This window comes from Lactiplantibacillus herbarum (assembly GCF_001039045.1).
GTDB lineage: Bacteria > Bacillota > Bacilli > Lactobacillales > Lactobacillaceae > Lactiplantibacillus > Lactiplantibacillus herbarum.
On the sequence record NZ_LFEE01000001.1, the window covers coordinates 60,599 to 84,957 of the forward strand.

Annotated in this window: 26 protein-coding genes; 4 read left to right on the plus strand and 22 right to left on the minus strand. The window is 39.1% G+C overall.

All coding sequences use genetic code 11. From position 1 onward, the window contains the following. Positions 1 to 50: 50 nt before the first annotated feature. The 5 genes from ACG95_RS00255 to ACG95_RS00275 are packed head-to-tail and all read right to left on the minus strand — an operon-like array spanning position 51 to position 3,311. Positions 51 to 473, minus strand: coding sequence for a PTS sugar transporter subunit IIA domain-containing protein (locus tag ACG95_RS00255; RefSeq protein WP_047998563.1), 423 nt, complete (start codon positions 471 to 473; stop codon positions 51 to 53). 1 nt (position 474) lies between these two features. Further along, the gene (gene agaD, locus ACG95_RS00260; RefSeq protein ID WP_047998564.1) at positions 475 to 1,293 is read right to left on the minus strand and encodes a PTS galactosamine transporter subunit IID; all 819 of its coding nucleotides are present in this window, start codon (positions 1,291 to 1,293) and stop codon (positions 475 to 477) included. Then, a complete protein-coding gene (gene agaC, locus ACG95_RS00265) occupies positions 1,283 to 2,092 on the minus strand; it encodes a PTS galactosamine transporter subunit IIC (RefSeq protein ID WP_047998565.1) in 810 nt (269 codons plus the stop codon). The genes agaD and agaC overlap by 11 nt, the downstream gene beginning before the upstream one ends. After that, complete coding sequence (gene agaB, locus ACG95_RS00270; RefSeq protein WP_047998566.1) at positions 2,093 to 2,575, minus strand: PTS galactosamine transporter subunit IIB; 483 nt, start codon at positions 2,573 to 2,575, stop codon at positions 2,093 to 2,095. A 28-nt stretch (positions 2,576 to 2,603) separates the two neighbouring features. Then, the gene (locus ACG95_RS00275) at positions 2,604 to 3,311 is read right to left on the minus strand and encodes a GntR family transcriptional regulator (RefSeq protein ID WP_047998567.1); all 708 of its coding nucleotides are present in this window, start codon (positions 3,309 to 3,311) and stop codon (positions 2,604 to 2,606) included. A 242-nt stretch (positions 3,312 to 3,553) separates the two neighbouring features. On the opposite strand from ACG95_RS00275, the gene ACG95_RS00280 reads away from it, so the two are divergent. Continuing rightward, positions 3,554 to 4,639: a GDSL-type esterase/lipase family protein gene (locus ACG95_RS00280; protein WP_047998568.1), complete on the plus strand. Its 1,086-nt coding sequence runs from the start codon at positions 3,554 to 3,556 to the stop codon at positions 4,637 to 4,639. A gap of 328 nt (positions 4,640 to 4,967) precedes the next feature. Here the strand turns inward: ACG95_RS00280 and ACG95_RS00285 are convergent, their stop codons facing one another. Next, positions 4,968 to 5,366, minus strand: coding sequence for a Spx/MgsR family RNA polymerase-binding regulatory protein (locus tag ACG95_RS00285; protein ID WP_047998569.1), 399 nt, complete (start codon positions 5,364 to 5,366; stop codon positions 4,968 to 4,970). 440 nt (positions 5,367 to 5,806) lie between these two features. Next, entirely contained in the window at positions 5,807 to 6,382 is a 576-nt protein-coding gene (locus ACG95_RS13900) for a TetR/AcrR family transcriptional regulator (protein ID WP_053072617.1), read from the minus strand. Positions 6,383 to 6,546: 164 nt separating this feature from the next. Here ACG95_RS13900 and ACG95_RS14565 point away from each other — a divergent pair, with 164 nt between their 5' ends. After that, complete coding sequence (locus tag ACG95_RS14565; protein ID WP_173425496.1) at positions 6,547 to 6,717, plus strand: hypothetical protein; 171 nt, start codon at positions 6,547 to 6,549, stop codon at positions 6,715 to 6,717. A 132-nt stretch (positions 6,718 to 6,849) separates the two neighbouring features. Here the strand turns inward: ACG95_RS14565 and rhaD are convergent, their stop codons facing one another. From rhaD to ACG95_RS00315, 5 genes are read right to left on the minus strand one after another with little or no spacing between them, the layout of a single operon-like run. Continuing rightward, positions 6,850 to 7,695: a rhamnulose-1-phosphate aldolase gene (gene rhaD / locus ACG95_RS00295; RefSeq protein WP_047998570.1), complete on the minus strand. Its 846-nt coding sequence runs from the start codon at positions 7,693 to 7,695 to the stop codon at positions 6,850 to 6,852. A gap of 55 nt (positions 7,696 to 7,750) precedes the next feature. Continuing rightward, positions 7,751 to 9,022 (minus strand): L-rhamnose isomerase, encoded by a 1,272-nt coding sequence (locus tag ACG95_RS00300; protein ID WP_047998571.1) that lies wholly within the window; start codon positions 9,020 to 9,022, stop codon positions 7,751 to 7,753. A 17-nt stretch (positions 9,023 to 9,039) separates the two neighbouring features. Further along, the gene (rhaM, locus tag ACG95_RS00305; RefSeq protein WP_047998572.1) at positions 9,040 to 9,354 is read right to left on the minus strand and encodes an L-rhamnose mutarotase; all 315 of its coding nucleotides are present in this window, start codon (positions 9,352 to 9,354) and stop codon (positions 9,040 to 9,042) included. Continuing rightward, complete coding sequence (gene rhaB / locus ACG95_RS00310; protein ID WP_047998573.1) at positions 9,355 to 10,821, minus strand: rhamnulokinase; 1,467 nt, start codon at positions 10,819 to 10,821, stop codon at positions 9,355 to 9,357. Further along, positions 10,821 to 12,140 carry an MFS transporter gene (locus ACG95_RS00315; protein ID WP_047998574.1) on the minus strand — a complete coding sequence of 440 codons (1,320 nt, stop codon included), beginning with the start codon at positions 12,138 to 12,140 and terminating at the stop codon, positions 10,821 to 10,823. Before ACG95_RS00315 ends, rhaB begins: the two co-directional genes overlap by 1 nt. 129 nt (positions 12,141 to 12,269) lie before the next feature. Here ACG95_RS00315 and ACG95_RS00320 point away from each other — a divergent pair, with 129 nt between their 5' ends. Next, on the plus strand, positions 12,270 to 13,244 hold the full coding sequence (locus ACG95_RS00320; RefSeq protein ID WP_047998575.1) for an AraC family transcriptional regulator: 975 nt from the start codon (positions 12,270 to 12,272) through the stop codon (positions 13,242 to 13,244). 12 nt (positions 13,245 to 13,256) lie between these two features. Here the strand turns inward: ACG95_RS00320 and ACG95_RS00325 are convergent, their stop codons facing one another. Then, positions 13,257 to 14,234: a helix-turn-helix domain-containing protein gene (locus tag ACG95_RS00325; RefSeq protein WP_047998576.1), complete on the minus strand. Its 978-nt coding sequence runs from the start codon at positions 14,232 to 14,234 to the stop codon at positions 13,257 to 13,259. 157 nt (positions 14,235 to 14,391) lie between these two features. On the opposite strand from ACG95_RS00325, the gene ACG95_RS00330 reads away from it, so the two are divergent. Next, positions 14,392 to 15,231, plus strand: a complete 840-nt coding sequence (locus tag ACG95_RS00330; protein WP_053072618.1) for a sugar phosphate isomerase/epimerase family protein — start codon at positions 14,392 to 14,394, stop codon at positions 15,229 to 15,231. Between the two features lie 63 nt (positions 15,232 to 15,294). Here the strand turns inward: ACG95_RS00330 and ACG95_RS00335 are convergent, their stop codons facing one another. From ACG95_RS00335 to ACG95_RS00375, 9 genes are all read right to left on the minus strand, one after another. Next, positions 15,295 to 15,531 (minus strand): hypothetical protein, encoded by a 237-nt coding sequence (locus ACG95_RS00335; RefSeq protein ID WP_047998577.1) that lies wholly within the window; start codon positions 15,529 to 15,531, stop codon positions 15,295 to 15,297. 129 nt (positions 15,532 to 15,660) lie between these two features. Beyond that, the gene (locus ACG95_RS00340; protein ID WP_047998758.1) at positions 15,661 to 17,055 is read right to left on the minus strand and encodes an MFS transporter; all 1,395 of its coding nucleotides are present in this window, start codon (positions 17,053 to 17,055) and stop codon (positions 15,661 to 15,663) included. A 146-nt stretch (positions 17,056 to 17,201) separates the two neighbouring features. After that, positions 17,202 to 18,296 carry a glycoside hydrolase family 88/105 protein gene (locus ACG95_RS00345; RefSeq protein WP_047998578.1) on the minus strand — a complete coding sequence of 365 codons (1,095 nt, stop codon included), beginning with the start codon at positions 18,294 to 18,296 and terminating at the stop codon, positions 17,202 to 17,204. A gap of 337 nt (positions 18,297 to 18,633) precedes the next feature. Next, entirely contained in the window at positions 18,634 to 18,981 is a 348-nt protein-coding gene (locus ACG95_RS00350) for a cupin domain-containing protein (protein WP_047998579.1), read from the minus strand. A 51-nt stretch (positions 18,982 to 19,032) separates the two neighbouring features. Next, complete coding sequence (locus tag ACG95_RS00355) at positions 19,033 to 20,283, minus strand: PTS ascorbate transporter subunit IIC (RefSeq protein ID WP_047998580.1); 1,251 nt, start codon at positions 20,281 to 20,283, stop codon at positions 19,033 to 19,035. A 193-nt stretch (positions 20,284 to 20,476) separates the two neighbouring features. After that, positions 20,477 to 21,484, minus strand: coding sequence for a LacI family DNA-binding transcriptional regulator (locus tag ACG95_RS00360; protein WP_047998581.1), 1,008 nt, complete (start codon positions 21,482 to 21,484; stop codon positions 20,477 to 20,479). Between the two features lie 158 nt (positions 21,485 to 21,642). Next, the gene (locus ACG95_RS00365; protein ID WP_047998582.1) at positions 21,643 to 21,879 is read right to left on the minus strand and encodes a hypothetical protein; all 237 of its coding nucleotides are present in this window, start codon (positions 21,877 to 21,879) and stop codon (positions 21,643 to 21,645) included. Positions 21,880 to 22,008: 129 nt separating this feature from the next. Beyond that, on the minus strand, positions 22,009 to 23,028 hold the full coding sequence (locus tag ACG95_RS00370) for a sugar kinase (RefSeq protein WP_047998583.1): 1,020 nt from the start codon (positions 23,026 to 23,028) through the stop codon (positions 22,009 to 22,011). A 316-nt stretch (positions 23,029 to 23,344) separates the two neighbouring features. Further along, complete coding sequence (locus ACG95_RS00375; RefSeq protein WP_047998584.1) at positions 23,345 to 24,304, minus strand: sugar kinase; 960 nt, start codon at positions 24,302 to 24,304, stop codon at positions 23,345 to 23,347. Between the last annotated feature and the right edge of the window lie 55 nt (positions 24,305 to 24,359).

Here is a 24,359-nt window from a genome sequence, read left to right on the forward strand (position 1 = left end):
AATGATTAGCATTCTCACGCTAATCATTGGGTTATTTTGACAGTCTTTTATTAAATCCCGTCTTCTTCATCATCCTGCACAATCGCACGATGCTGAAAGACTGTTGTTTGCGTCTTACTGATAGCCACTAATCGTGTTGCTAATTGTGCCGCAGTTCCTTGATAATCAGCAAGCTGAAGGCCAACTTCTAGTAATGAACCGATATTGCATCCACTGGTTACCGCAACATCCTGATCAACTTGATCACTGAGTTTAACGGCCTCTTTGAATGGCGTACCACCTATTAAGTCACACATGAAGACAACTTGATCAGAACCTTCGATTGCGGCTTCAAACTCTACTCTTAATGCAGTGTCATCCATCGCACCAGTAAAGTTGATATAGGCTACATTCGCTAGTTCGCCTGCAAGTAGCTTAACCGTTGACTGCAAACCGTCCGCATAATTGCCATGTCCCGTTACAATAATCTTCATTCTAGAGCACTCCTAACCATGAGAAGACGATAGCCAGCACAAAGGTTGCTAAAATCAGCACTACTGGGCTAACATTCTTCTTCTTCAACAGGTAATAAAGCAAGAAAGTATAGGCCAATGGAAGTAAGTTAGGGAAAATACGATCAAAGAATTCAGTTTGAATCGAGATACTGTGACCGGCAGCCACATGAATCCTAGTTTTGACAGAAATCTGAACGTAAGTTGCAATTAAACCACCGATAACCGTACAACCTAGAATACTGGCACAGTGTGACACAATCCCTGAATTTTCACGAATCTTTGAGATGGCTTTCGTACCGGCATTATAGCCCAACATCGCAATTGGCATCCGTGCCAAGAACATTGCTGCATAGACTAGGAAGAAGACTAATGGTCCTAAGATACTACCCTGCTTAGCAAATGAGGCAGTAATCCCAGCTACAATTGGTAAAATCGTGAACCAAGTAATCGCATCACCAATCCCAGCTAAAGGGCCAAATAACGCAATCCGCAAACCATCAATTGTTGAACGCTTTTCACCATTTTCTTCTAGCGATGCTTCTAGACCCATCAATAATGGTGCCGCATAGTTATTTGTATTAATGAACTGGAGGTTAGCATCTAACGCTGCCGCTAAACCTTCCTTATCATCACCATAGATCTTCTTCAACGCTGGCATCATCGCTAACGTCCAGCCATCCGCTTGCATCCGCTCATAATTCATCGCGGATTGATTAAAGATTGATCGTAGTCCCAGCACACGGACGTCATGCTTCGTCAGTTTACCGCGGCCGGTTTCAGTAGGTGTATTAGATGCCATCACTATCATCCTCACTTTCACTAGCGCTATCAATCATTGCTCTAAGTTTCTTTTCATTATCCGTTTGCTTCTTATTGTGATAGAACTCAATGAAGGCTAGTGCCAACCCAATCACAGCGACCGGCATTAAATTGCCAAATTTGATGAAGCAAGCAGCCGTGAAACCAAGTAAGAGATACGGAACGTATTCAGCTTTTAACATGCTCTTCAATAGCAGGCCAAACCCAACGGCTGGTAAGATATTACCGGCAATTTCAAAGCCATGGCTCAACCAAACTGGCATCGAATTAACTAGTGCTTTCATTGGTTCTTGAGCACCGTAGACACATAAGAATGCCATAACTCCATACGTTAGTGCCACAATCACAGTTGGTAACATTGCTAAACGTGCAAATTTCTTGGTTTCGACGTTTTCCGCATATGTGTCCAGCTTCTTAGTCAAAACAGAAAATGCTGAGTAGTAGAATAAAATAATATATTGCATCAAAATACTAAATGGTAATGCCAAACCAATGGCGGTCGAAGGCGTTTTACCAGTGGTATAGGCTAACACCACGGTCATGATTCCGGCCATAATTGGGTTAGGCGGCTGTGTACCGCCAACTGGTGTTAAACCAGCAAAGGCAAGTTCTGTTAAGCCACCAGCAATAATACCAAGCGTTAGGTCACCTAGGATAGCCCCCGTTATCGTACAAACAATCATTGGACGGAAGAGATATAATCCTTCTAACCAAAAATCGACACCCGCGATAATCGCAAATAAGCCAACTAGTAGACCCTGAATTAGGGTGACTTGCATCTAGATCACCTCTTCTAATGGTTGCTTCTTATCTTCTGGTACCTCCTGCACATACACGTTAACTCCGTGGGCCGCACAGTACTTCAAGTCTTCCTTGTCTTGATCATCCATATAAGTATACTTAGTAACTTGCACCTTTCCTTTAGAAAAATGCATATTGCCAAGGTTTAAATCTTTAATTGGCACGCCACCCTCACCTACTCGCCGGGCATCCTGAGCTGTCCGCAATACTAGGAAAATATGTTGTCGGGCACTAGCCTTATGAATTGTGCTGATGGTCTTTTCAATCGTCCAAAAACGAATACCAACGCCTGAAGTTTCAGCGGTTGCTGCCATTAATTCTTGTTGAAGCTGATCATTGGCAGTCTCATCGTTAGCAACCAACAATAAGTTAGCACCAACTGACGAAGTCCAAACGACTCCTACCTGCCCATGTACCAATCGATTATCAATCCGAGTTAAAACAATATTAGGTTCACCCATCTTAAATTCCTCGCTTTCAACGGCTAACTTAATCAATGATAAACATGGTTAAGTTGCCAACAACGGTTGCAGTACTGTAGTACACCAGTTCATGTTCTTCCATGCCACTGGTCTGCAGGTTAACCAATGGCGCACCGACGTTCAACTTAAAGATGCGTCGATTATCCTTAGTGATTAAGCCTGCCTGCGTATGATTAAAGAAACTTGCTTTCAAACCGTACTTCTTAACCAAGAATGGCATTAAATCATTATTAGCAAGTTCACTAGCAAAAATATTAGGAAATCGCTCATATGGTAAATAGACGATTTCTTGGTAGGTTGGGACATCGTCAGCATAGAACATGTATTTAAGCTGGTATAGATAATCATCTTTGCCTAAGCCCAATGCTTCACGTGCTGACGTTGCCGAACCATCAACTAACAATTGAAAAGATTCTAATTCTATTTTAGCAACCGCATTCATATTCACGATTGCTTTATGGACGTCCAGATATCGAGCACCGAGTTCGGGATCGTCTGTCTGCAGAACAAATGAACCCTGTCCCTGTTTCTTATAAATATATTGTTTACGTTCCAGTTCAGCTAGTGCGCGTCTAACCGTTATTCTGGAAACATGATACAGATCACCAAGTTTTTGTTCAGACGGTAATTTACTATTACTAGGTAATTCACCAGCCTCAATCTGGCGAATTAAATCCGTCAGCATACTTTGGTAAAGCGGCACAACATTGGCCATTGATGTTGCCTCCTACTCAAACTTGTTATGTTGTTATAACAACCACACCAATATTAAAACACCATAGCGCATCAATGTCAACGCTTACATTTTGATGAATGCATCATTCTACTAATCTTTTTACCCACATGAACCTGCGTTATAATAAAGTTTAAGTTAGGTAAAATGTCCATTTAACAAGTTTCAACAATAATTTTTACTATTCCATCAACATTCCAACTAAAATATGGGGGTATTCTAAATTGGAAAAAATCGCATGGCACCAAGTTTTTTCAAACTATCAAAATCTAAATTTCCGGCCTAATCAGCATGTAGAACACTTGCATATCCGTCAAAACTTAGCAGGTACTGCTATCCGCCTCGAACTAAGCAACCGCTTTGATGCAGTCCCACTGATCATCGATAATCTACGCATCAGCTTGAATCCAGATTTTAACGATGCAACCAGCGTTACACTAAATCACCAGTCCTCATTCACCATCCCAGCACACCAGCAACTTTGGACTGATAAGGTACCATTCCAAATCCAGAGAGACAATGCACTCTACGTTGAACTATCTGCACATAACGAGACTAATACCTTAGCCACTGCAGCTGGAGTATTTTCCAACAATATCGCCCAATCCAATCTTAAACTGAATGGTAATTTCATTTATGGTGTCAGTTCAATAGCTTTTGAAACAGCGCAACAACCATTTACAGTCGCTTTCTTTGGCGATTCATTAACCAATCAAGCCTATTTCACCGATCAAGTACTGACTAACTTATATCAAACAACGCCTAACCTCAGCGGATTCAACGCAGGTATCGCTGGTAACCGCCTGTTACGATCCGGCACTGGTACATCCCAATGGACACCTAGTTTTGGCCCAGCCGGTGTTCAACGTTTTCGTAACGATGTCATCAGTTATCAGCCCAATCTAATTATCAGTCTGATTGGAATTAATGATTTAGTCCATCCAGGTACTAATAGCCCGCTGTCAGAATTACCGACTGCATCACAAATGATTGCGGGTTACCAACAACTTGCTAACGAGGCCGCAGTTCATAACATTCCATTGGTTATGCTAACCATTACACCTTTCGCCAATACGCTAAACGCTGATTTACCAGCTTGGAGTCCCGAAAAAGAACAGATCCGCCAACAGGTTAATCAGTGGTTACTGGCAAATATTCCCACGATTGATCTAGCTAGCTTTGTCGCCGATCCTGCTGCCAAACAAACACTTGCTGCTAATCTCGATAGTGGTGATCACTTACACTTTTCAGAACTAGGTGGTATCCAAATCGGGAACTGGCTTACCAACCAATTACAATCGTACCTATAGTAGGTTATGCTTCTGCATATAAACTATGGATATATCTTCACTTTCTTTATATACAACATCGAGCCCTTTTATCTATTAACACCCTAATATTTCTTATATTAATCGGTAGACAGAGGTATGCAATTTCTAATAAAAAGTATAATTAGTTCTAGCTTATCTTATCCATTTTCTGTAAAATAATTTCTTGTAATCGACCTGGTAATCGATTGAAGAAACTCATAGTTAATGTATTTCCCCTAATTATGAGCAACTATAAAGGCCGAAAATCTTAATTGATTTTCGGCCTTTATTCTGTACTTATTTGTATTTTAAAACGTTCAATTTATAGTTAGAACGCGGCGTTATCCAACACTTTCATAAACGCTAATCGACGAACATGTCGCGGAATAAATTGACGAATATCATCTTCGTTGAATCCAATTTGCAACTTATTTTCACCGACAATAATTGGACGACGCAATAACTGTGGTTGTTCACACAACAAGTGTAACGTCTCATTAAAACTCATATCTGGCAACCGCTCAGCAATCGTAGGATACAGTTGTGAGCGGGTTGAGATAATATCTTCTAACCCATTTTCTGTTAAACTTAAAATTCGTTTTAATTCATTGTGCGTAGGTGCTTCTGAACTGAAGTTTTTTTCCTCAAAAGTCACCTTGTGATCGTGGAGCCATTGCCGTGCCTTACGTGACGAGTTACAACTTACCTGCGTGAATAGTTTAATCATAGTTATTGCGCCTCCTTGTTTTTGTTATTATTAATGATTACCATAACTTATAAATTATTATAGCGAGTTTTTATTTACTTGTGAAGACTTTTCACTGAGTTATCCTAAAAAAGTCACATTTTGTTCATATTTATCTTATGATTATAATAACGTGTGCATACGTTAAAAACATCACTTTATCATTAATTCTAACTGACAAATACGCTCAACAGTAGTATATCAACCACTCGCTACTTACCAATATATAAAATCCAGTTTCCTAATCAAGCAGGAAACTGGATTTTGTGTAACTATTAATTTGTTAAGTTGCCTAACTTAATCTTGACTCTACTCACTAATCGGGCTCCAATTCAACTAGCCTGCTATTAATTCATACTAATTATAAGTGTTTTTATTATCCCATTTATCAGCATCAACTAGCTTCTGTATTACACCCGATTTTACGAATAAAATTCTGGAAACATTTGCTTAATCACACCACTTAAAAGCGCTGCAACGTCGTCAACATCATTCTGATTTTTGACATCAACCAATCCTGGCTTAACTAGCAATGAGATCATCCCAGTAACCAGAAACTCAATCCGAATATCATTTTGCTTATTCGGCAGTATTTCTCCACCACGATAAATTTCTGCTCGAAAAGCATCAATAAAGATCGCCGGATAGGCAGTTGAAAATCTTAAGTTATCGGGTGCTAATAAAGCTAATTCATTCCTACTAGGTGGCGTTGTTTCCGCAAATAAAAATTGTCGTACAAAATACTCTGGCTTAGTGAATAGTTCTGAATACAACGTGAATTTTTGGGCGCTTTTACTAGCAACGTCCGCCACTAATTCATCGTACAACATATAAATATCCGCATAATGCAGATAAAAAGTCCCTTTACTAATCAAGGCTATTTTCGCTAACTCAGAGACCGTTATTTTATTGACTGATTTATTAAGAATTAGCTGCATAAATGCCTGCTTAATCGCTTTGCGCGTCTTAACTACTCTTAAATCATTCTGGTTTGCCATCTTACTGCCCCCTCTCAAGATAATGAACAATCTTTCTAAATCGTCTATTATTAGTCGTTTAGCCAAATCTGTCGATTGAGTCGCCGCTTGTTCACCTTTAGAATATACCTTGTCATTAGGAAACAGTCAAAGCCCGATATATCAATTATCTCAGGAGGAAATTCATGTTAGATCAATACAAAATTGGTGAATTAGTCTATGCAACCTATGGTACGTTACCATTGGTTGGTACGATTGTTCAGATTGATAGTAAGCATCAGAAATACTTAGTTCGTTTTAGCGGCGTTCAACAGCTCTACTATACTGAAGACGAACTAAAACCTTATCGCCACTAACAGCGTAAACGACAAAGGGGCCACCGCAACTTAATTAGTTACGGTGGCCCCTTTGTTTGGAACAATCATTATTAAAGTAATTATTATCTTACTACTATCAACAGCTTAAAGCGACTACTTTACTCAGATATTCTAGTCGACTGTTGCAGTTACAGCATCAGGTGTTAGAAAGTCTTCGTTAACATTAAGATCAAAACGTTTGATTAGATCACGGAAATCTTGATCCGTTAATGATTGTAAGATTTCCCCACCTTGTGCTTGGATAGTCGTGTAGATCAAAGCTGATTTTTCAACTGTTTCTACTAAACCATAAGTTTCATCAAGGGAATCACCAGCAGCGAAGACGCCATGGTGTGGCCATACAACAACGCGGTAATCTTCCATCTTAGCCGCAGTCTTTTCACCAATGTCGTTAGTCCCAGGGCACATGTAAGGGATTACGCCGATACCTTCTGGGAAGACCACGATTGATTCAGGATGCATCTTCCAAAGCGTCCGGCTGAAACGTTTTGAAGATAATGGAATCGTGAAGGTCATTGCAACAAGGTTCGTTGGGTGACAATGCATGATAACCCGTTGATTAGGATTCTTCTTCAAACGGGCAATGTGACTCATCAAGTGGGCAGGGAATTCACTAGTTGGTTCGCCGCCGTCATTGAAGCCCCACATCAAATCAACACTGTTACCAACTTCACTGATCCGAATCAAGCCCATGTCACGATCTGGGAATTCAACCATATTCTTGAAGTAACGACCAGTACCCGTTACTAAGTAGTACTTACCAGCTAATTCGCTAGCATCGAATTTGATTGGAATCTGACGCAGAACCTTGTCCGTACCAGCATAAGCTTCTACTTCTTCTTTAGTTAAGCGTAAGCTGACGTTACCGCCGTTACGTTCATCCCAACCATGCCGATATAGGTTCTCCGTTGTCTTAGCCATGTCGCGTACATATGATGAATCAGTAAAGTCTGTCATGTTTATTACCAACCTTTTCTCTTAATTTTTTATTGTAACTAACCGTCGTTAATAATTATTTTTGAGTACGTGGAAATTGAACTTTTTGTTCGTAGTCATGAATTTCATTGAGCCAATCCGTACCTACTGGGGTATCATTCTTCAAACAGAATTCATCCCAAACAGCGCCGAATGGATATGATTTCAGTTCTTCAGTAACAGCCAAACGTTTCGTAAAGTCATAGTTCAATTCAGCCTTCTTCAAGTCATCAATTGGTGCTAACATGGCTTGTAATAAAGCTTTTTGAGTAGCGCGTGCACCAATAACCCAAGCAGCAACACGGTTGATTGTTGCATCGAAGAAGTCCAAACCAATGTTAGTTCGACTTAATTCGTTATCACGAACTAATGAACGGGTGATACGTTGTAGTGCTTCGTCGAAGATAACAACGTGATCACTATCCCAGCGAACAGGACGAGAAACGTGTAACATCAAGCCCTTACCAAATGGCATGAAGGCTGAGAACTTATCTGAAACGTCTTCGGTTGGGTGCCAGTGACCAGCATCGATCGTCCATAACTTTTTACGACTGATAGCGTAGTTGTTGTAGAACAAGTGTGAACCAACCGTGTAGGATTCGATTCCAGTACCGAACAACTTACCTTCAACGGCTTCAATCGTGTTCTTTTCGTCATATTCCTTAGCAAAAACTTCATCGAGTGATTCGATCAAGCGTTCACGAGGAGCTTGTTTGTCAATTGGGTTATCCTTAAAACCATCTGGAATCCAGAAGTTATTAACTGATTGTTGGCCTAATTCTTGACCAAAGTAATTGGCAATTTCTCGTGATTTCTTACCAACTTCGATCCAGTAATCACGAACCGACTTTTCAGGGCTAGCTAAAGTAAAGTTATTTTTGACCATTGGGTGTGAGAAGAAGGTTGGGTTCATATCCAAGCCGATTCCTTCTTGTTTAGCCCAATCAACCCAGTACTTAAAGTCATCTGGACCAACTTCATTGAAGTCTTTTTGTTTGTCTGTAACCGCATACAATGTATGTAATGCGACTTTATGACTCCCTGGAATCAATGAGAGGGCTTCGTGTAAGTCACCAGTCAATTCATCAGGTGTCCGTGCAATCCCAGGATAGTCGCCAGAAACGCCGATCCCACCAGTTAATTCTTGGTTAGGATTCAAGAAACCATGGATATCGTCTCCTTGCCAGCAATGAACAGATAATTTAACTTTCTTTAATTCATCGATAACCTTATCAGTATCAACGCCTAATTCAGCGTAACGATCCTTAGCAACTTGATACGCTTGTTCTACTTCATTAGTTTTAACCATTAGTAATTCCTCCTAAATTAATCTAAGTGAAAGACTTCTTGAAGATCCGTCGTGACGGGGCTGTTGTCCTCGTTAGTATCCATGAGTGGTTCCATGTACGCCCACCACTTCTTACAGATATCCGTTTCAGCAATCTTGTTATAGGCTGCCTCATCCGGAACTTCTAGATAAGCAAGTGTTTGACCATTCAATTTGTTCAGAAAAATTGAATAATTAGTCGCACCGTATTCCTTCAAAGCTTGTTTCATTTCTGGCCATAATTCCGCATGCCGCTTCTCATATTCTGCATACGCATCCTTGTGGAGATACATCACTTGACCTAATCGAACCATTTATACCAGCTCCTTAGACTGATTTTTCAAGAATTGTTGATACTTCGTTAGCATGTCACCGTACTTATTGGTTTCTGGTAAGTAGCGTTTCAAATCAAACGATTTAGCAATTAATTGCCGTCCTGCGTTGATGTTTTCTACTTCATCTGCAGCAATCATTTGGACCATGATGTTACCCACCGCCGTTGCTTCACTTGGTCCCGCAATCACCGTAACGTCCGCTAACGTACTCGTTAGTTGATTCATGAGCGCTACATTACTACCACCACCAACAATGTTTAACGTATCGATATGGTAGCCCAAAATAGTATCAAGTTTCGTCAATTCGTTTGCGTAGAATAACGATAAATTAGAATAAATTGCTTGGAATAACTCACCCGGTGTCTCCGGTACTTTTTGCTTCGTTTCACGACAGTAGTTTTGTAATTCCTGAATCATATTATCGGGATTGGTAAACCGGTCATCATTGATGTCAATGAATTGTTCAAATGGTCGAACCTCTTGAGCCAAAGCTGCTAGATCACCAAAGTTATACTGATCATCTAATTCATGCCGGACACACTGTGCAATCCATAGTCCCATAATATTTTTCAGGAAGCGATAAGTTCCGTAAGCGCCCCATTCATTCGTATAATTCTCATGAAAGGCTTGGAGACCGTTTTCTGGAACATTCAATTCTGTTCCTAGTAATGACCACGTTCCAGAACTTAAGAATGCCCACCGATCACCTTCACCCGGCGTTCCTACTACGGCTGAGGCTGTATCATGAGTCGCAACTGTAATGACTTCAACATCTGGAATATCATACTGTTCATGCCACTTATGACTAACGTTGCCTAAGATAGTCCCTGATTCAACTAATCTTGGGAACTGGTCTTGAGAAACGTTGACCTTTCCTAGCAAATCCTTATCAAATAGGCCTACACGTAGATTGAGCATTTGCGTCGTTGATGCATTTGTAATTTCAGTAACCGCATTGCCAGTCAAAACGTAAGCCAGATAATCAGGCATCATCATGATTTTATCGGTCTTAGATAGTAACTCATGGTTCTCTTTATAGAGCTGATACAACGTGTTAAAATCCTGAAATTGGATACCCGTTTTCTCATAGATGTACTCTCTAGGCAGATCACTAGTTAATTGCTGAATGGCATTGTGCGTACGTTTATCACGATAGCTAATTGGGTCTTCCAATTTTTGACCATCCGCACCCACTAGCACGTAATCCACTGCCCAGGTATCAATACCAAGCTTTACATCACTAATACCCATCTGTTTAACTTTTTCAAGACCACTAAAGATCTCGTGAATTAGATGATCAACATCCCAGCGATCATGGCCATCTCGCAACGCAAATCCATTTGAAAAACGATGAACTTCCTGTAAGGTTATTTGACCTGATTTTTGTTGACCAAGCATCAATCGACCACTCGACGCTCCAATGTCAACGGCAATATAAGATTCCATTACTTCACATCCTCAGTAGTTTCTGATTTAATTTCTTCTACATGACTGCTTTGATCAAGTTCATCACCATAACGTTCTTTCGTAATTTGATCTAACGATTTTCCCCGTGTTTGTGGTGTCCAGATAATTCCGATGATTAGAGAGATAACTAGTAAACCAATCATGAACGTTCCGGCAGCTTTGAAGCCCATTGTTGTCAGAATTGTTGGGAAGATAATTGACCAAATACCAGCCGATCCCCGGACAATGAAGAACATCACACCTTGTGATCCGGCTCGGTACTTAGTTGGGAACAATTCGGTCGCCCAGAGTGCATACCAAGCTTGCGCACCGATACCAGCAGAGATACCCCAAACAGCAACGAAGATCCAAAGGCTAATCCAGTTCATTCCAGAATAAGTTAAGATAATCCATGAAGCGACTGCCATTGCACCACCAACACCGAAGAAAATACGATGGTTAGCACGATCACCATACTTGGCAAAGCCTAGATAAGTGGCAATGGCCGTGAATACCCAGAGAACTGCTTGTAATAAGTTGGCCTGCATATTAGTTAAGCCACCTGCTGTTTCATAAACAAATGGCATGAAGAAGCCCATTGCTCCGGCAACCAGGTTCCAGAACATATATACACCAATCAAGAATAATAATGTTTTAATATTAATCATGTTAGAGAACAAATCGCGGTATGGATGTGGCTTTTCGCCCGTTGCTTTTTCCAACTGCTTCTGTTCAACCCAAACGGGTGATTCTTCCAGTTTGCTTTGCATACGCCATGCAATAAAGGCGACGATGGTTAAGAAAATAAATAAGATCCGGTTACCCATTACACCAAGTGGTGATAATGCAACCCCGGCGGCAAAAATAATAGCGGGACCAAGTGACCATGCAAACTGTGAAATTCCGATATTTTCAGCTCGGTTAGTTGAACCTGATGTTTCAGATATATAAGTCCAGGATGCTGGTACTCCGGCACCAACCGCAATCCCCGTAATCATAAAACCAGCTAGTAACATTGGAAAGTTAACGGACAACGCAACGATGATCGTTCCGACCATGTAAACTAACATGTCGTAAGTGTAAATGACTTTTCGACCATACTTATCTGACAAATGACCACCAATTAACGCCCCAATTGCAGAGCCAAACGCATTGGCACTCAATGCACCTAACAATCCAACTTGGAAACTAGATAAGCCCAACGCTTTCGTCCAAAGCGTTAACCCACTAGCACCTGCGACAATCGAACCTGAATCTAAAAAGTTTGTGATTGATACAGCAATTGTGGAACCGTGTGATTTACCATTATCATTGCTCATTTCAAAACAACCTCCTATATAAAGTAACCGCTTTCATTAATTTATAAATACATTTTACCTATTATCATCTAGGTGCTACAATGACATTTATAAGGATAGTTCGTATCATATTTACAGGGAGGATTGTGAATGAACACACGTGTTTTAAATCTTTTAAAGCAGCCAACATTAATTGAAAAAGAGCAATCAACATCGCATGAATTTGTTGAAGACATGCCGTCCTATGCCATTAACACAGAACTTTCACAAGAAGAACATACTCGAGTACTGAGCAACTACTTTTTTAGAAATAAAGATATCTACATCAGTCGACACAACCGTTACGCAGATTACCCGTCTCATACTCATACCTTCCTGGAAATGAATTATGTTCTACAAGGAAGCGTTCATGAAGTCGTTGACGGTAAATCAATTACACTTCATACGGGTGATTTGCTTTTACTAGATGTTGGTTCCACACATTCAATTGCAGCGCTTAGCAACAATGACATATTAATCAATATTCTATTTAGAACTAAAAATATCAGCATTAATTTACTGAGTGATTTACGTCGAAGTAACAATATTCTCTATGAGTTTCTGCTAAATCAAGTTATCAGCGATACTAGCAAGAAAAGAGATTATTTATTGTTCCCCAAAAAACGTAGTACTGCGATTCAAGAAACCCTTGATCGTATTATTGACGAGTACTACTTGAAACATGACTTTGCTAACAGCATCATCAAGTCTTATTTATCTATATTACTGGTTCAATTAGTTCGCGAGTATCCACTCAATCACCCTCACCAAGAAAGTAAAACCCGTTTGCTTGCGATTCAAATTCTAAAAGATGTCGCTGCCGAATATAAAACGATCAGCCTGAATGATCTAGCTGATCGTTATAACTACAATAAAAACTATTTAAGTAATATCTTTAAGAGCGAAGTTGGCCAAACTTTTAGTGAGGTACTAACCAGACAACGTCTTATACAAGCGCGAACACTAATCACATCAACTTCACTTCCTGTAACCTCTATTATGAGCCAGGTTGGTATAACTAATAAAACCTTTTTTTATAAGAAGTATAAAGAGTTCTATCACTCCACACCAAGCAACGATCGTTAACAACACCAATAATTAATGATTACGCGTTTCTGTAGGTAAATGCCCATACTTCTCTTGATATTTGTTGTAGAAATAATTCTTGTTCGAGAAGCCGACTTGCCGAATAATTTGCGAAACTGGCAACTTAGTAGAGGTAATAAGTAATTGCGCCTGTAATAATTTTTGCTGATTAAGCAATTCTGTAAACGTACTGCCCGTCTTTTTCTTGATTAAATTACTTAGATAATACCGATTATAGTTTAATTCTTTAGCTACTGACTGAAGAGATACCGTGGCGTAACCTTTCTCAATATCCTTCAAAACAGTCAAGACAACGTGATCATTCAATCGCTGCTTTGATTTATCCATAATTTCACTTTGATAGTCTCTGACTAGCGTAATTAACAGAATTGGTAGGTAGCTACTAATAATTTGATTTGAGAAATTTCTGGAAAAGAAATACTCTAACAAAACCGTATCAATGATATGCGTAACTTCTGAATCGCCATGCTTCTTAAAGCAAATAAAAAGCGGTTCTGTCTGGTTACGCGTGGGTGTATTCATCAAAAAATTAAACAAGACACTTTCTGAATCGTACAGTTTATCCAATAAATCAAGATGAATTGCTTTATTCCTAAACAAAATATTAATTAAAATATCGTCATCACCAAGTTCTTCCAAACTATGTGAACTACCAACATTCAGCAAAACAACGTCTCCCGTATTAAGCTCTACACGATTACCATCAATATATTGCGTACAATGCCCTGAGTACATGTAATTTAATTCCAGAAACTGATGTGTATGTAATGGATATTTCGCATAGCGATTATGCTTACTGACATAAATATCTTTATTTCTAAAAAAATGACGATTATTCAAATGTATGAAACTGTCATCGCTAGCATCAATTGTATCGTCTGGCAAATCTTGTACAAATTCATGCGTTTGCTTTTGGATTTTTTCAACATCCGTTAATTGGTGTAATAAATCATCTAATTGTTTATTCAAAATAAGCACCCCTGTAAATTAGATACAAATAAGATTGAAATACCATATTGTAAATACTATTGTATCATTGTTTAATTGATAATGAAAACGTTGTCAACGCTGATTTAAAGCAACTTCATTGTATAGATGATTAATTAAAACTAGGAGACGATTATAAATGAAAATTGGTATTCGTGCACATGATATTCATATTTTTGACGATCCAGAAAAACTGGCACTCAGCCTCGGTGAACATAACTTCCATTATGTCCAATTCGCTCCTCGCGTTTCCCTCGCTGGATTGACTCATGATGGTGCTAGCATTAATTTTGGACTTGCTAATCGCGTGAAACAAGCCTTTGATCAGCATAAAATCAAAATCGCTGTTTTAGGCTGCTACGTTAATATTATCGATCCTGACTCAGCTAAACGAGAACGGGTTCTTGCGCAGTTCAAAAAATACTTAGCGACTGCCAATACATTCGGTACTGAATTAGTTGCAACTGAGACAGGCAGCGTTGATCCTACTTTTCATAAAACCCCTAATAATTTCACAAAAATTAAAATAGAAGAAACGATTGAGGTTATTCGTGATCTGGTGGCAACAGCTGAAAAAGTGGGTTGTCTAGTTGGCATCGAACCCGGTGTAAATCATCCAATCTATTCGCTGGCAACTACTAAAAAATTATTACAATCTATCCCTTCACCTAATCTACAGATTATTTTAGATCCAGGATCGCTTGTAATGGATGCTGACGATGATCCAATTCAGATTCTGCAACAAAGCATTCATGACTTCGGAGAACGAATCTACGCCTATCACATAAAAGATTACATCTATCATGATAATCATATTGAAATTACGCCGATCGGTTCAGGCTGCGTCGATATTGAAAGTATGCTAAGAACAATTAACGAGGCACAACCCAATGCCTATGCCATCGCCGACGAACTTTCAGCCGATAAAATTGAACAATCATTAACTCGACTACAAGAAATTGCTCAAAATATAAATTAATAACATCAGGAACTCTAAACATCAAAAAGACTTGACCCAACTCGGATCAAGTCTTTTTATACGTTACCGTAATGTAATTGCATCAATTCCAGACGCTAACAAGCTGAAATCTAAGCCTTTAGCAGCATCAAATTGGCGATCTTCCAACGTATTAAATCGCTCCGCCATATAATAAGCTGTTAAATATCGCTTCAAAATTTCCTTTGATGCCTTTAAATCATCCGATTCTTCAGGATGAAAATTATTCACAACCGCATACGCAAATTTCTCTTTGTCCAATTTAATTTTATCTTTGGCCATAGTGAAACACACTCCATTTCAAGTTTATTACTAATCCTAATTTTCTAAATTAGATAGTTAATTGCACCTCAATTAAAATAAACGGCGCCTCAAATATTGAGTGCACCGTTTATTTTTTGACCTAATTGCTTAAGCTTCTTTAGCACGGCGCGCTGCTAATTCAGCATCCACTGCGTCAATCTTCTTCTTACTTAATGGATACCAGAAAATAAGAATTAGAGCACCAATGGCTAAACACGTTGCTGGAATCAGGTTAGCAATTGTATATATCCTGTTAACAACTGCTGTTGGTTGTGTTGCCCCACCAGTAGTCGATGAGATGTAGCCAATAGCAGTTAACATAAATCCACCAACAAAGCCACCAATTGCTTGAGCAACTTTTCGGGCAAAGGAGTTAACACCATAAACAGTCCCATCTTCCCGGAAACCAGTTAGATATTGATGGTAGTCAATAACATCTGTAATAAATGCCCAAACCATCAAGTTAAACATCCCCGAACCTAAAGTAGCCAAGAATAAGAGAACTAAATATAACCAAGGATTTGTAATGTGCATGAAGTACATCAATAAGTACATTGCAGCCCCAAATAGTAAGCAAACAATTGAAGCTTCACGTTTACCAACATTTTTGATCAATTTTGTGGCAAATGGAGCTAATACAACCACAGTCCCATACGTGAACAATAAGGCAATTGATAAAGCTTGTTTATTTTTAAAATAGTCTGTAAAGAGATAAGTTGCTAAGGTTCCTGACAAGTTTTGGTTAATAACAATAAACAGGTCACACACAACCAATGACATCAGTGCACGGTTTGTAAATAAACCTTTAATTAATTTACCCGCACTAACCTTTTCAGTCTTTTCAACCTGAACCCGTTCAGTAGTTAAGCGATAAGTAACGTTATAAGCAATAAATGCAATAATGGCGCAGAGCATAGAAACCATGAAGAAACGATTAGTTGAAACAACTTGTTGACCGTTAGCTAAGGTTTTGTATACCAATAGAGGAATCATAAAACCAGTAGTTGCACCACCAATGGCAGAACCAACACTACGGAATGTTGATAATGAAGCACGATCATCAGGATTATCACTAATAGCACTAGCCATTGAACCGTAAGGAATGTTGATACAAGAGTTCACAACCCCATATACCAGGTAAGTAATGAAAATGTAAATAATTTTTGCGGTCATACCCCAGTTGTTAACAAATGGTAAGAAAAGAATAACTGTAATTGCACAGAATGGGTATTTCATCTTACGAACCCAAGGACGGAAACGTCCAGCATCTGTTAATTTAGCCACATCGGCCATCCGACCAACGGTAACATCCGCGAAAGCATCAATAATCCGGGCTGTTAAGAACAAGATCCCAACAATTGCACCTGAAATTCCTAATGCATTCGTATAGTAAATAGTTAAGAAACTATTGACCAATCCTAAAATAAAACAATTTCCTAAATCGCCAAACATATAACCAATCTTGTCTCGCATCCCAAAGGGCTTAAAATCTTTTTTAACCATTTGGACGCCAGCCGTGGCTGGTGAAACATCGGTCGTTGTTGCTGAATCAGCTACTTTCATGTTTAAAACGCTCCTTACTATATTGAGTCTGTTAGACTTACTGAACAGCTTGGGTACTCATTCGCCATTTAGTAAGCGCTGTCATTTTAGAAAAATTCCTTTAAATATTCAGTTAATGCCAGAGCAGCCATTGATTGTCCATAAGGCATATTTGAAATCTTGATGCCATTGTAGAAGTCTTTGGTTTCACCCATGGGCGTTCCTGCAGAGGTCTTATCCAAGGCACCAGTTTCATCGATATTGTCGAACAATGCATGAATCCCTTTCATCGCAACGTCGCGATAGGTGTCATCAATAAGATGTTCATGCATTGCCTTCAAAATCCCATAAGTAAATCCAGCCGTTGCAGAGCCTTCAAGATAAGTGTTTGGATCGTTAACTAACGTATGCCACAAACCACTCTCATCTTGATACTTAGCTAGTGCTTCGATTTGATACTCGAGATTCATGGTCACAAACTCACGGAATGAATCACCCTCAGGCAAATCTAACAAGCATAGTAGTTCAGGGAAGGCAATTGTGATCCAAGAATTTCCGCGACCCCAGAATGCACCGGCAAAATTATCACGTCGTTTGAAACTCCAGCCATGGTACCAAAGTCCAGTCTGCTTATCTTGTAAGAACTGAATATGTAACAGAACCTGTTTTTTGGCTTCTTCAATGTACTCCGGCTTGTTCAATGTTTTACCCAATTTTGCCAGCGTCAAAATACTCATCATTAGCGTATCAGCCCACATTTCATCAGGGTTTAAATCCCCAAACGTAACGTGCTGGAAGCCACCTTTTTCCGTACGGGGCAAGCGATAGTATAACCAGTCTCCCCAAGCTTCAAGATGTGGAATATAGCTACGGTTACCGGTTTCCTCATAAAGATAAGCTAGTGTCAACATTTGCACCATCGTGTTAATGTTCTTTTCAACAGGTTCCAGTGCAAAATGATCATCATACCATTTAACAAGTCTATCTAGAACATATTGCTTACGCGTTAGCTTGTAGTACTTCATCATTCCGTATAAACCTACGCCAGAAGTCCATTCCCAGAAGTCGAAACTCTTATTATCGATAATTGATCCATCCGCAACTTTAATTGAAAATTCACCAGTTGGATCACTCAAATGAATTTCATTATCGACAAGTAAATCGATTTTACTTTCGATGTCTTTTTTTTCGTATTGTGCCATGCTATATCCACTCCCTAAACCTTAAATAGTATTGATATCGCTCAATTGCAACCGCTTACAAGTTACATTTAATAACAATTTCACATTCTCCGCAATATCAGTATTACATGCTCTTTGTACCACATATGCAGGAAACCGGTTTACAAAGTTTTCCTATCCCTCCGCAATCTCTTATAAACACTTATATAACAGCATTCATAGACAGTGGGCCTCATATGGAAGCAGCTCACAAAAACTAGACCTACGACATAATCCAACCACTAATATCTTTTTCACTTGTACAAAAAAGCAGGTCATTGACACAATCAATGATCTGCTTTTTGTTTACTTGTAATAATTAGAGAAAGTCTTCCCGGATGGGCGTAAACGAATCAAGCAACCGGCTATCATCTTCTAACGGAATACAACCGTGTTCATGATCACTTGGGAAGTAAATACTATCGCCAACATGTACTTCTTGAATATCCGTATGATCTGCATATTTAATTGCGAATTTGAATGAACCCTTCAAAACGTATGTTGTCTGCACATGAATATGATGATGAAACGGAATGGTGGTATCTGGAGCCAAACCATGTTCGAATATACACAACGTATTCATCAACCCATCTCCATAAGCCAATGTCTTGCGTAACGTGTTATCATCAACCCGGTCTAATTTAATTTCGCTATCTTTAAAAAACATAATCCATCATCCTTTCAAATTTTACCTTTTATAATTTTAATTACCTAAAACTCAGAACCAGTGAAAAATCAGCCAGAACAAACCTGCCATACCAATCATATCAGGGTCCGCAAAGGTTGTCCCATGCACTCCTAACTTAGCAAACAACGCAATCGAGATCACAGGCATCAATGCCAGTAATAGGCCGTCAATCGCACTAGCAATTATAGCGCCGCGAATACCACCTTCAGCATTACCTAAGATCGCTGAGGCACCCCCAGTGATGAAACAAGCCATCAATCCTGGCACAATCACCGGCATCCCTAATAGCGGTAGTACCACAATCATTACAACACCCACTGCAAATGAAGTCAGAAAACCTATTAACGCTGTATTTGGTGACTTATCGAATAATACTAAGACATCGACACCAGGAATTGCACCAGGTGCAAAAATTTTCGCAAACCCCTTAAAAGCAGGCACAATTTCGTCAACAAACATCTTAATTCCGGCTTTAACAATGTATAGACCAGCGGCAAAAGTAGCGGCTTGCTCTAACGAAAATATAAAAGCGTTTTCATTTAACGTCACTTTGTTTAATGTCGTGGCGTCTGTAAATAACGCTGCGACAGCAAACAGAATAAACATAGTCAGCGTCGTTGCAACAATTGGATCCTTCAAAAACATGACCTTATCACTAACTTGAACTTCTTCGGCATCATGCGACTTATTACCAAATTTCTTAGCCGTTACTGAACCTAATAGGTACGCCAGTGTTCCAGAATGTGCAATCGTATAATCCTCAGAGTTAACAACGTCTTTAGTGTAATGTCCTAATAGACTTGGTGAAATTGCCATATATAATCCTAAACCAATTCCTCCAACAATAATTGCAATTACAGTACTAAAGCCCATCATCTTGAAAACTGCGGCAATTGCAAACGATGTAAATAAGGCTAAATGAAGTGACAGGTAAACAGCCTTAAAACGCGTGAAACGTGCGACTAAAATATTTGTAACTAAACCTACAATCAGAATCAAGGACGCCACACTGCCAAAGTCCTTCATTGTCATCGCCATCATGGCTTCGTTACTCGGAACAACCCCCTGCAACTTAAATGCACTATCAAACAGCTTACTAAAAGCGGTTAAAACAGTTGCTAGAATACTACTACCTAGCTTAATCATTGAAAAACCAACAAACGAAATAATGGTCCCCGTAATCACTTTTGACGGTTTGTTTTTCATTGCGATTAACCCAACTAACGTTACTAAAGCGATTATAATTGCCGGTTTCTTGATAATTTCGATAAAAATGTCCATATCAAGGTCCTCCATTTATAGTTTAACGGCCATCTCTGCGCAAAGAGGTTGTTTTTTGTAAACCGGTTTACTAAACTTCCAAAAATTAATTGGTGAATCGCTCCACCAATCGTTAAATGCCAGCTAAAATTTATTACTAAACCGATTTACTTAAAGCTAATTATAATCACACGCCTTTAAATTGCAAGCGTTTTCACAAACTTTTTATTGAGTTTCTCTGTTTCAACACAGGTGCATACTGATAGTCCTCAACGATTAGACTGCTATCTGTCGCTAACATTTTTAATAAAAGCTTAGCAGCACGCACCCCAATTTTTGTTATCGGTTGCGCTAATGTTGTAATTTCTGGGTCAAACAGTTGTGCAAAGACAACGTCGTCTATTCCCACTAATGATAATTCATTTGGAATCTTGATATGATGCCGCTTAACCCACATCAACGTCTTTTCAAGTAAAATATCATTCGTTAGCACTAACCCCGTAGGAGCATTCTTTTGTTTTAACAGGCTTGTTAATTCAGTATCCACTTGATTGGATAAGCAACTAATTACATTAGCAGTATTCATTTCAATATTAAATTTTGCCAAGGCCTGTTTGTAGCCCTGAATGCGTTCCACACGAGTCGTTATATTATCACCTAAAGGAAACGTCACAATCCCAATATTTTGATGTCCTTGCTTTAGTAATTCTCGAGTTGCTTCATAGCCTGCACGCTTATTATCTAAAAGGACACTCGGAATCTCCACGTTATCAAGTAAACGATCAATAAAAACCACCGGAAATTTACGTTGCTGTAGTTTTTGATAAAAATCACGATTTTCTTCCGTTGGAAATACAATTATTCCGTCAACTTGCCTTGCTATAAAAGAATTAATTAATGACCGCTCCTTACTAGGGTCATCTTCAGTAGCAGCAATAATAACTGAGTACCCAGCATCCTGAAAAACACTTTCAATAGTCGCAAGCAATTCCAACGAAAAACGTGACGATAAGGTTGCACATATAAATGCAATGACATGCGTATTTTTTTGCTTTAAACTCTTCGCAATTTGATTCGGATAATAGCCAAGTTCCTCAATGGCCACCCGAATTTTTTCTCTTGTAGCGGAACTCATGTATGAGTAACGCTTATTTAGATACTGTGAAACAGTACTTTTAGAAACATCAGCCTGTTCCGCAACATCTTTCATTGTTGGTTTCATACTTAATTACCCCAAGTTTTTCAATTCGACACTAATCATTCACTTTACGCCTTAGACACAGGCTTAAAATTAGCATGTTTAAATTATACGGCTTGAGTCTCAAATTAAGCAAAATAAAAAGAAGGCTTATTATTACTAGCCTCCTTTATCTCAGCACCTTAACTCATTTTGATATGGTCTAATGCTTTCATTAAATATTCAAAATTAGTACTATTACTAATTTTGAACGGTTCTGATTCTAACTTATTGAACTTCTCAATTAAAAAGTATGCGGCCAAATAGCGTTTCAATGCATCTTTACTAGCGCGTACATCATCCTCGGCTGTTAAATTCGAGCCACTCACTACAGCTCGTGCGAACTCATCCGGATCAATAATTACTTTATCTTTTGCCATGACTAATATTCAATCCCTTTCCATTCAATCATAAGCAACGGAAAAGTGCTATGTCAACGTTGCACAGACTAAGTCACATAAATTGAATATTAATTATCTATATATTTAGTACGGTTATGCTATTTTAGATTATCGATTCATTGCTGAACCACCATCTTGCATGATGCTTCGGATTTCAGATTCACTAACTAAATTCAAATCACCACTAACCGTTAATTTCAATACACTAGCTGCAATAGCATAATCAACTTGTTCTTGACCCTTGAATTCGTGTAAAAATCCATGTAACAACCCAGCTCCAAATGCATCACCACTCGCGACACCTTCGTAGATATGCAATTTGTAAACCACACTTTCAAAGAAATCGCCATCACGCAACAATAGCGCGGACCATTTACTATCTTCCACAGAGTTAATATTACGCAAAATACTAGCAACCGTATGACAATTTGGATACTGGTGAATAACTTCCCGCATACCAGCTTTAAAGCTATCCTTTTGATCAAGCCCATGCCGCATATCACCATCAAATGCTTTAATTCCTAGGCTAGCTTCAAAATCCTCATCATTGGCTAAAACCACGTTAACATAGGGCATTACTTTTTTTGAAAATGCTTGGGCTTCATCCGGCGTCCACATCTTGCCTCTAAAATTCGTGTCAAAAATCACTTCAATATCATGTTTACCACAATATTTACAAGCATCTAAAATCGCGAGTCGCAATTCATTAGAAATTGCTGCTGTAATCCCTGAGAAGTAAAAATAATTCACACCAGTTAAAATTTCTGACCACTCAAATTCATCCGATTGGGCCGTTGCAAAAGAGCTGCCCTCACGATCATAAACAACATTCGTGCCACGGACACTAGCTCCTTTTTCAAAGAAATAGATACCTAGACGGGAACCTCCACGATGCACTTTTTCAGTATCAACACCAAACTTCCGCAACGTCCCTAACGCTGAATCTCCCAACAGATTTTTAGGAAGTTTGCTTATGTAAGCGGATTCATCTCCCTGTAACGCAAGTGATACTGCAACATTAGCTTCTGCGCCACCGTAAGCGACTTCAAAGCTATCCGATTGCAAAATCCGTTTACTTTCACTTGGCTTAAGCCGTAACATCATTTCACCAAAAGTTGCTACTTTCATAAAAACACCACATCCAGTCTAATTTATAAATACTTGCTCTCCGTATTCACCATCATAACCTTTTTTTATATTTTCTGTTAGTTCTTAATGTAACCGCATACCTAAAATTGCACTAATACTTTAAATTTGGCACTATTTTGATCTTAATTCAAATTTTTCAATACAGTCTGCCAGATTGTTTTAAAGCTAAAATAAAACGCTTTAATAGTCATTTAATCGCACGACACTAACTTAGTATATGCAATTTACAATGTATATACCGTAATCTGTCTAATAAAAAAATCAGTCAACAATTAGAAATTGTCGACTGATTTTTTTATAATCGCTCATAAGCCGTCATAAATTGCTCAAGTTCAGTAGGCGTTGGATAACCGTCATTATCACCACGAGATTGCACACCGAACGCACCAACCGCATTCCCCCGCTTAGCTGAACCTTCGATAGATAATCCTTCTAGTTGGCCAGTAATAAAGCCCGCAGCAAAGCCATCTCCAGCACCAACGGTATCCACAACCTTGGCAACTTTATAGCCTGGTACTGTCGCTCGCTGTCCATCCTTGGTCTTGATGAATGCACCATCTGGGCCTACTTTAACGACAACAGTTCTAGTGACCTCACCATTATTCAGAAAAAAGTCAGCAATTGTCTCCGGATCACGAGAACCGACCAACACTTCACCCTCATGAATTCCTGGCAGAATGACATCGGCCTGTGCCGCTAATCCATTGATGGTTCGAACCATCGTCTTTGTATCTGACCAAAGTTGAGGTCGTAAATTAGGATCAAAAGTTACCGGAATGTGATGTTGACGCAGTAACGGCATCAAATAATTGAATGCAGCTAATGCCTGCTGAGAAGTTCCCGGAAAAATACCAGTGAGGTGTGCTAATTTTAATTCAGCAAAATTAATCTGATCAAGCTGTGTCTTCTCTAAATGTGAAGCCGCCGAGCCTTTACGAAAATAAAACGTCGCTGGATCACCCACAGTAACGTGTTGTTTCATTTGAAATCCCGTTAAATAGTCTGAGGTTGTATCAATATAATTGGTCCCTACCTGATTCAACTTTAATTGATCCTTGATATAATCACCCATGGGATCTGCACCCAAGCGCGTCACATACTCTACTGAATGTCCCAACCGCGAAACACCGATTGCCACATTCACTTCTGCACCTGCTAAAAATCGTTGAAAATGTTGAACATCTTTGAGCTCAACATCGCTATCTTGCGCTGCAAATAATGCCATCGGTTCACCAATTGTTAAAATTTCGCTCATTTGATTGCTCCTCCACCTTTTATTAGCTGAAAAATAAATAAAGCGTTTTCACAAA

Bases quoted from the DNA above. Each gene is read 5' to 3' on its own strand.
- rhaM (WP_047998572.1), bottom strand. From the start codon at position 9,354: ATGGTTCGATTAGGTCAAGTGATGTATCTCCACAAGGATGCGTATGCA.
- ACG95_RS00340 (WP_047998758.1), bottom strand. From the start codon at position 17,055: ATGGTTAAAAAAGATTTTAAGCCCTTTGGGATGCGAGACAAGATTGGT.
- rhaD (WP_047998570.1), bottom strand. From the start codon at position 7,695: ATGACAGACTTTACTGATTCATCATATGTACGCGACATGGCTAAGACA.
- ACG95_RS00315 (WP_047998574.1), bottom strand. From the start codon at position 12,140: ATGAGCAATGATAATGGTAAATCACACGGTTCCACAATTGCTGTATCA.
- rhaB (WP_047998573.1), bottom strand. From the start codon at position 10,821: ATGGAATCTTATATTGCCGTTGACATTGGAGCGTCGAGTGGTCGATTG.
- ACG95_RS00335 (WP_047998577.1), bottom strand. From the start codon at position 15,531: ATGGCCAAAGATAAAATTAAATTGGACAAAGAGAAATTTGCGTATGCG.
- agaB (WP_047998566.1), bottom strand. From the start codon at position 2,575: ATGGGTGAACCTAATATTGTTTTAACTCGGATTGATAATCGATTGGTA.
- ACG95_RS00300 (WP_047998571.1), bottom strand. From the start codon at position 9,022: ATGGTTAAAACTAATGAAGTAGAACAAGCGTATCAAGTTGCTAAGGAT.
- ACG95_RS00375 (WP_047998584.1), bottom strand. From the start codon at position 24,304: ATGAGCGAAATTTTAACAATTGGTGAACCGATGGCATTATTTGCAGCG.
- ACG95_RS00355 (WP_047998580.1), bottom strand. From the start codon at position 20,283: ATGGACATTTTTATCGAAATTATCAAGAAACCGGCAATTATAATCGCT.
- ACG95_RS00370 (WP_047998583.1), bottom strand. From the start codon at position 23,028: ATGAAAGTAGCAACTTTTGGTGAAATGATGTTACGGCTTAAGCCAAGT.
- ACG95_RS14565 (WP_173425496.1), top strand. From the start codon at position 6,547: ATGTTAGATCAATACAAAATTGGTGAATTAGTCTATGCAACCTATGGT.
- agaC (WP_047998565.1), bottom strand. From the start codon at position 2,092: ATGCAAGTCACCCTAATTCAGGGTCTACTAGTTGGCTTATTTGCGATT.
- ACG95_RS00360 (WP_047998581.1), bottom strand. From the start codon at position 21,484: ATGAAACCAACAATGAAAGATGTTGCGGAACAGGCTGATGTTTCTAAA.
- ACG95_RS00345 (WP_047998578.1), bottom strand. From the start codon at position 18,296: ATGGCACAATACGAAAAAAAAGACATCGAAAGTAAAATCGATTTACTT.
- ACG95_RS00365 (WP_047998582.1), bottom strand. From the start codon at position 21,879: ATGGCAAAAGATAAAGTAATTATTGATCCGGATGAGTTCGCACGAGCT.
- ACG95_RS00255 (WP_047998563.1), bottom strand. From the start codon at position 473: ATGAAGATTATTGTAACGGGACATGGCAATTATGCGGACGGTTTGCAG.
- ACG95_RS00320 (WP_047998575.1), top strand. From the start codon at position 12,270: ATGAACACACGTGTTTTAAATCTTTTAAAGCAGCCAACATTAATTGAA.
- ACG95_RS00285 (WP_047998569.1), bottom strand. From the start codon at position 5,366: ATGATTAAACTATTCACGCAGGTAAGTTGTAACTCGTCACGTAAGGCA.
- ACG95_RS00275 (WP_047998567.1), bottom strand. From the start codon at position 3,311: ATGGCCAATGTTGTGCCGCTTTACCAAAGTATGCTGACGGATTTAATT.
- ACG95_RS00330 (WP_053072618.1), top strand. From the start codon at position 14,392: ATGAAAATTGGTATTCGTGCACATGATATTCATATTTTTGACGATCCA.
- agaD (WP_047998564.1), bottom strand. From the start codon at position 1,293: ATGGCATCTAATACACCTACTGAAACCGGCCGCGGTAAACTGACGAAG.
- ACG95_RS00350 (WP_047998579.1), bottom strand. From the start codon at position 18,981: ATGTTTTTTAAAGATAGCGAAATTAAATTAGACCGGGTTGATGATAAC.
- ACG95_RS13900 (WP_053072617.1), bottom strand. From the start codon at position 6,382: ATGGCAAACCAGAATGATTTAAGAGTAGTTAAGACGCGCAAAGCGATT.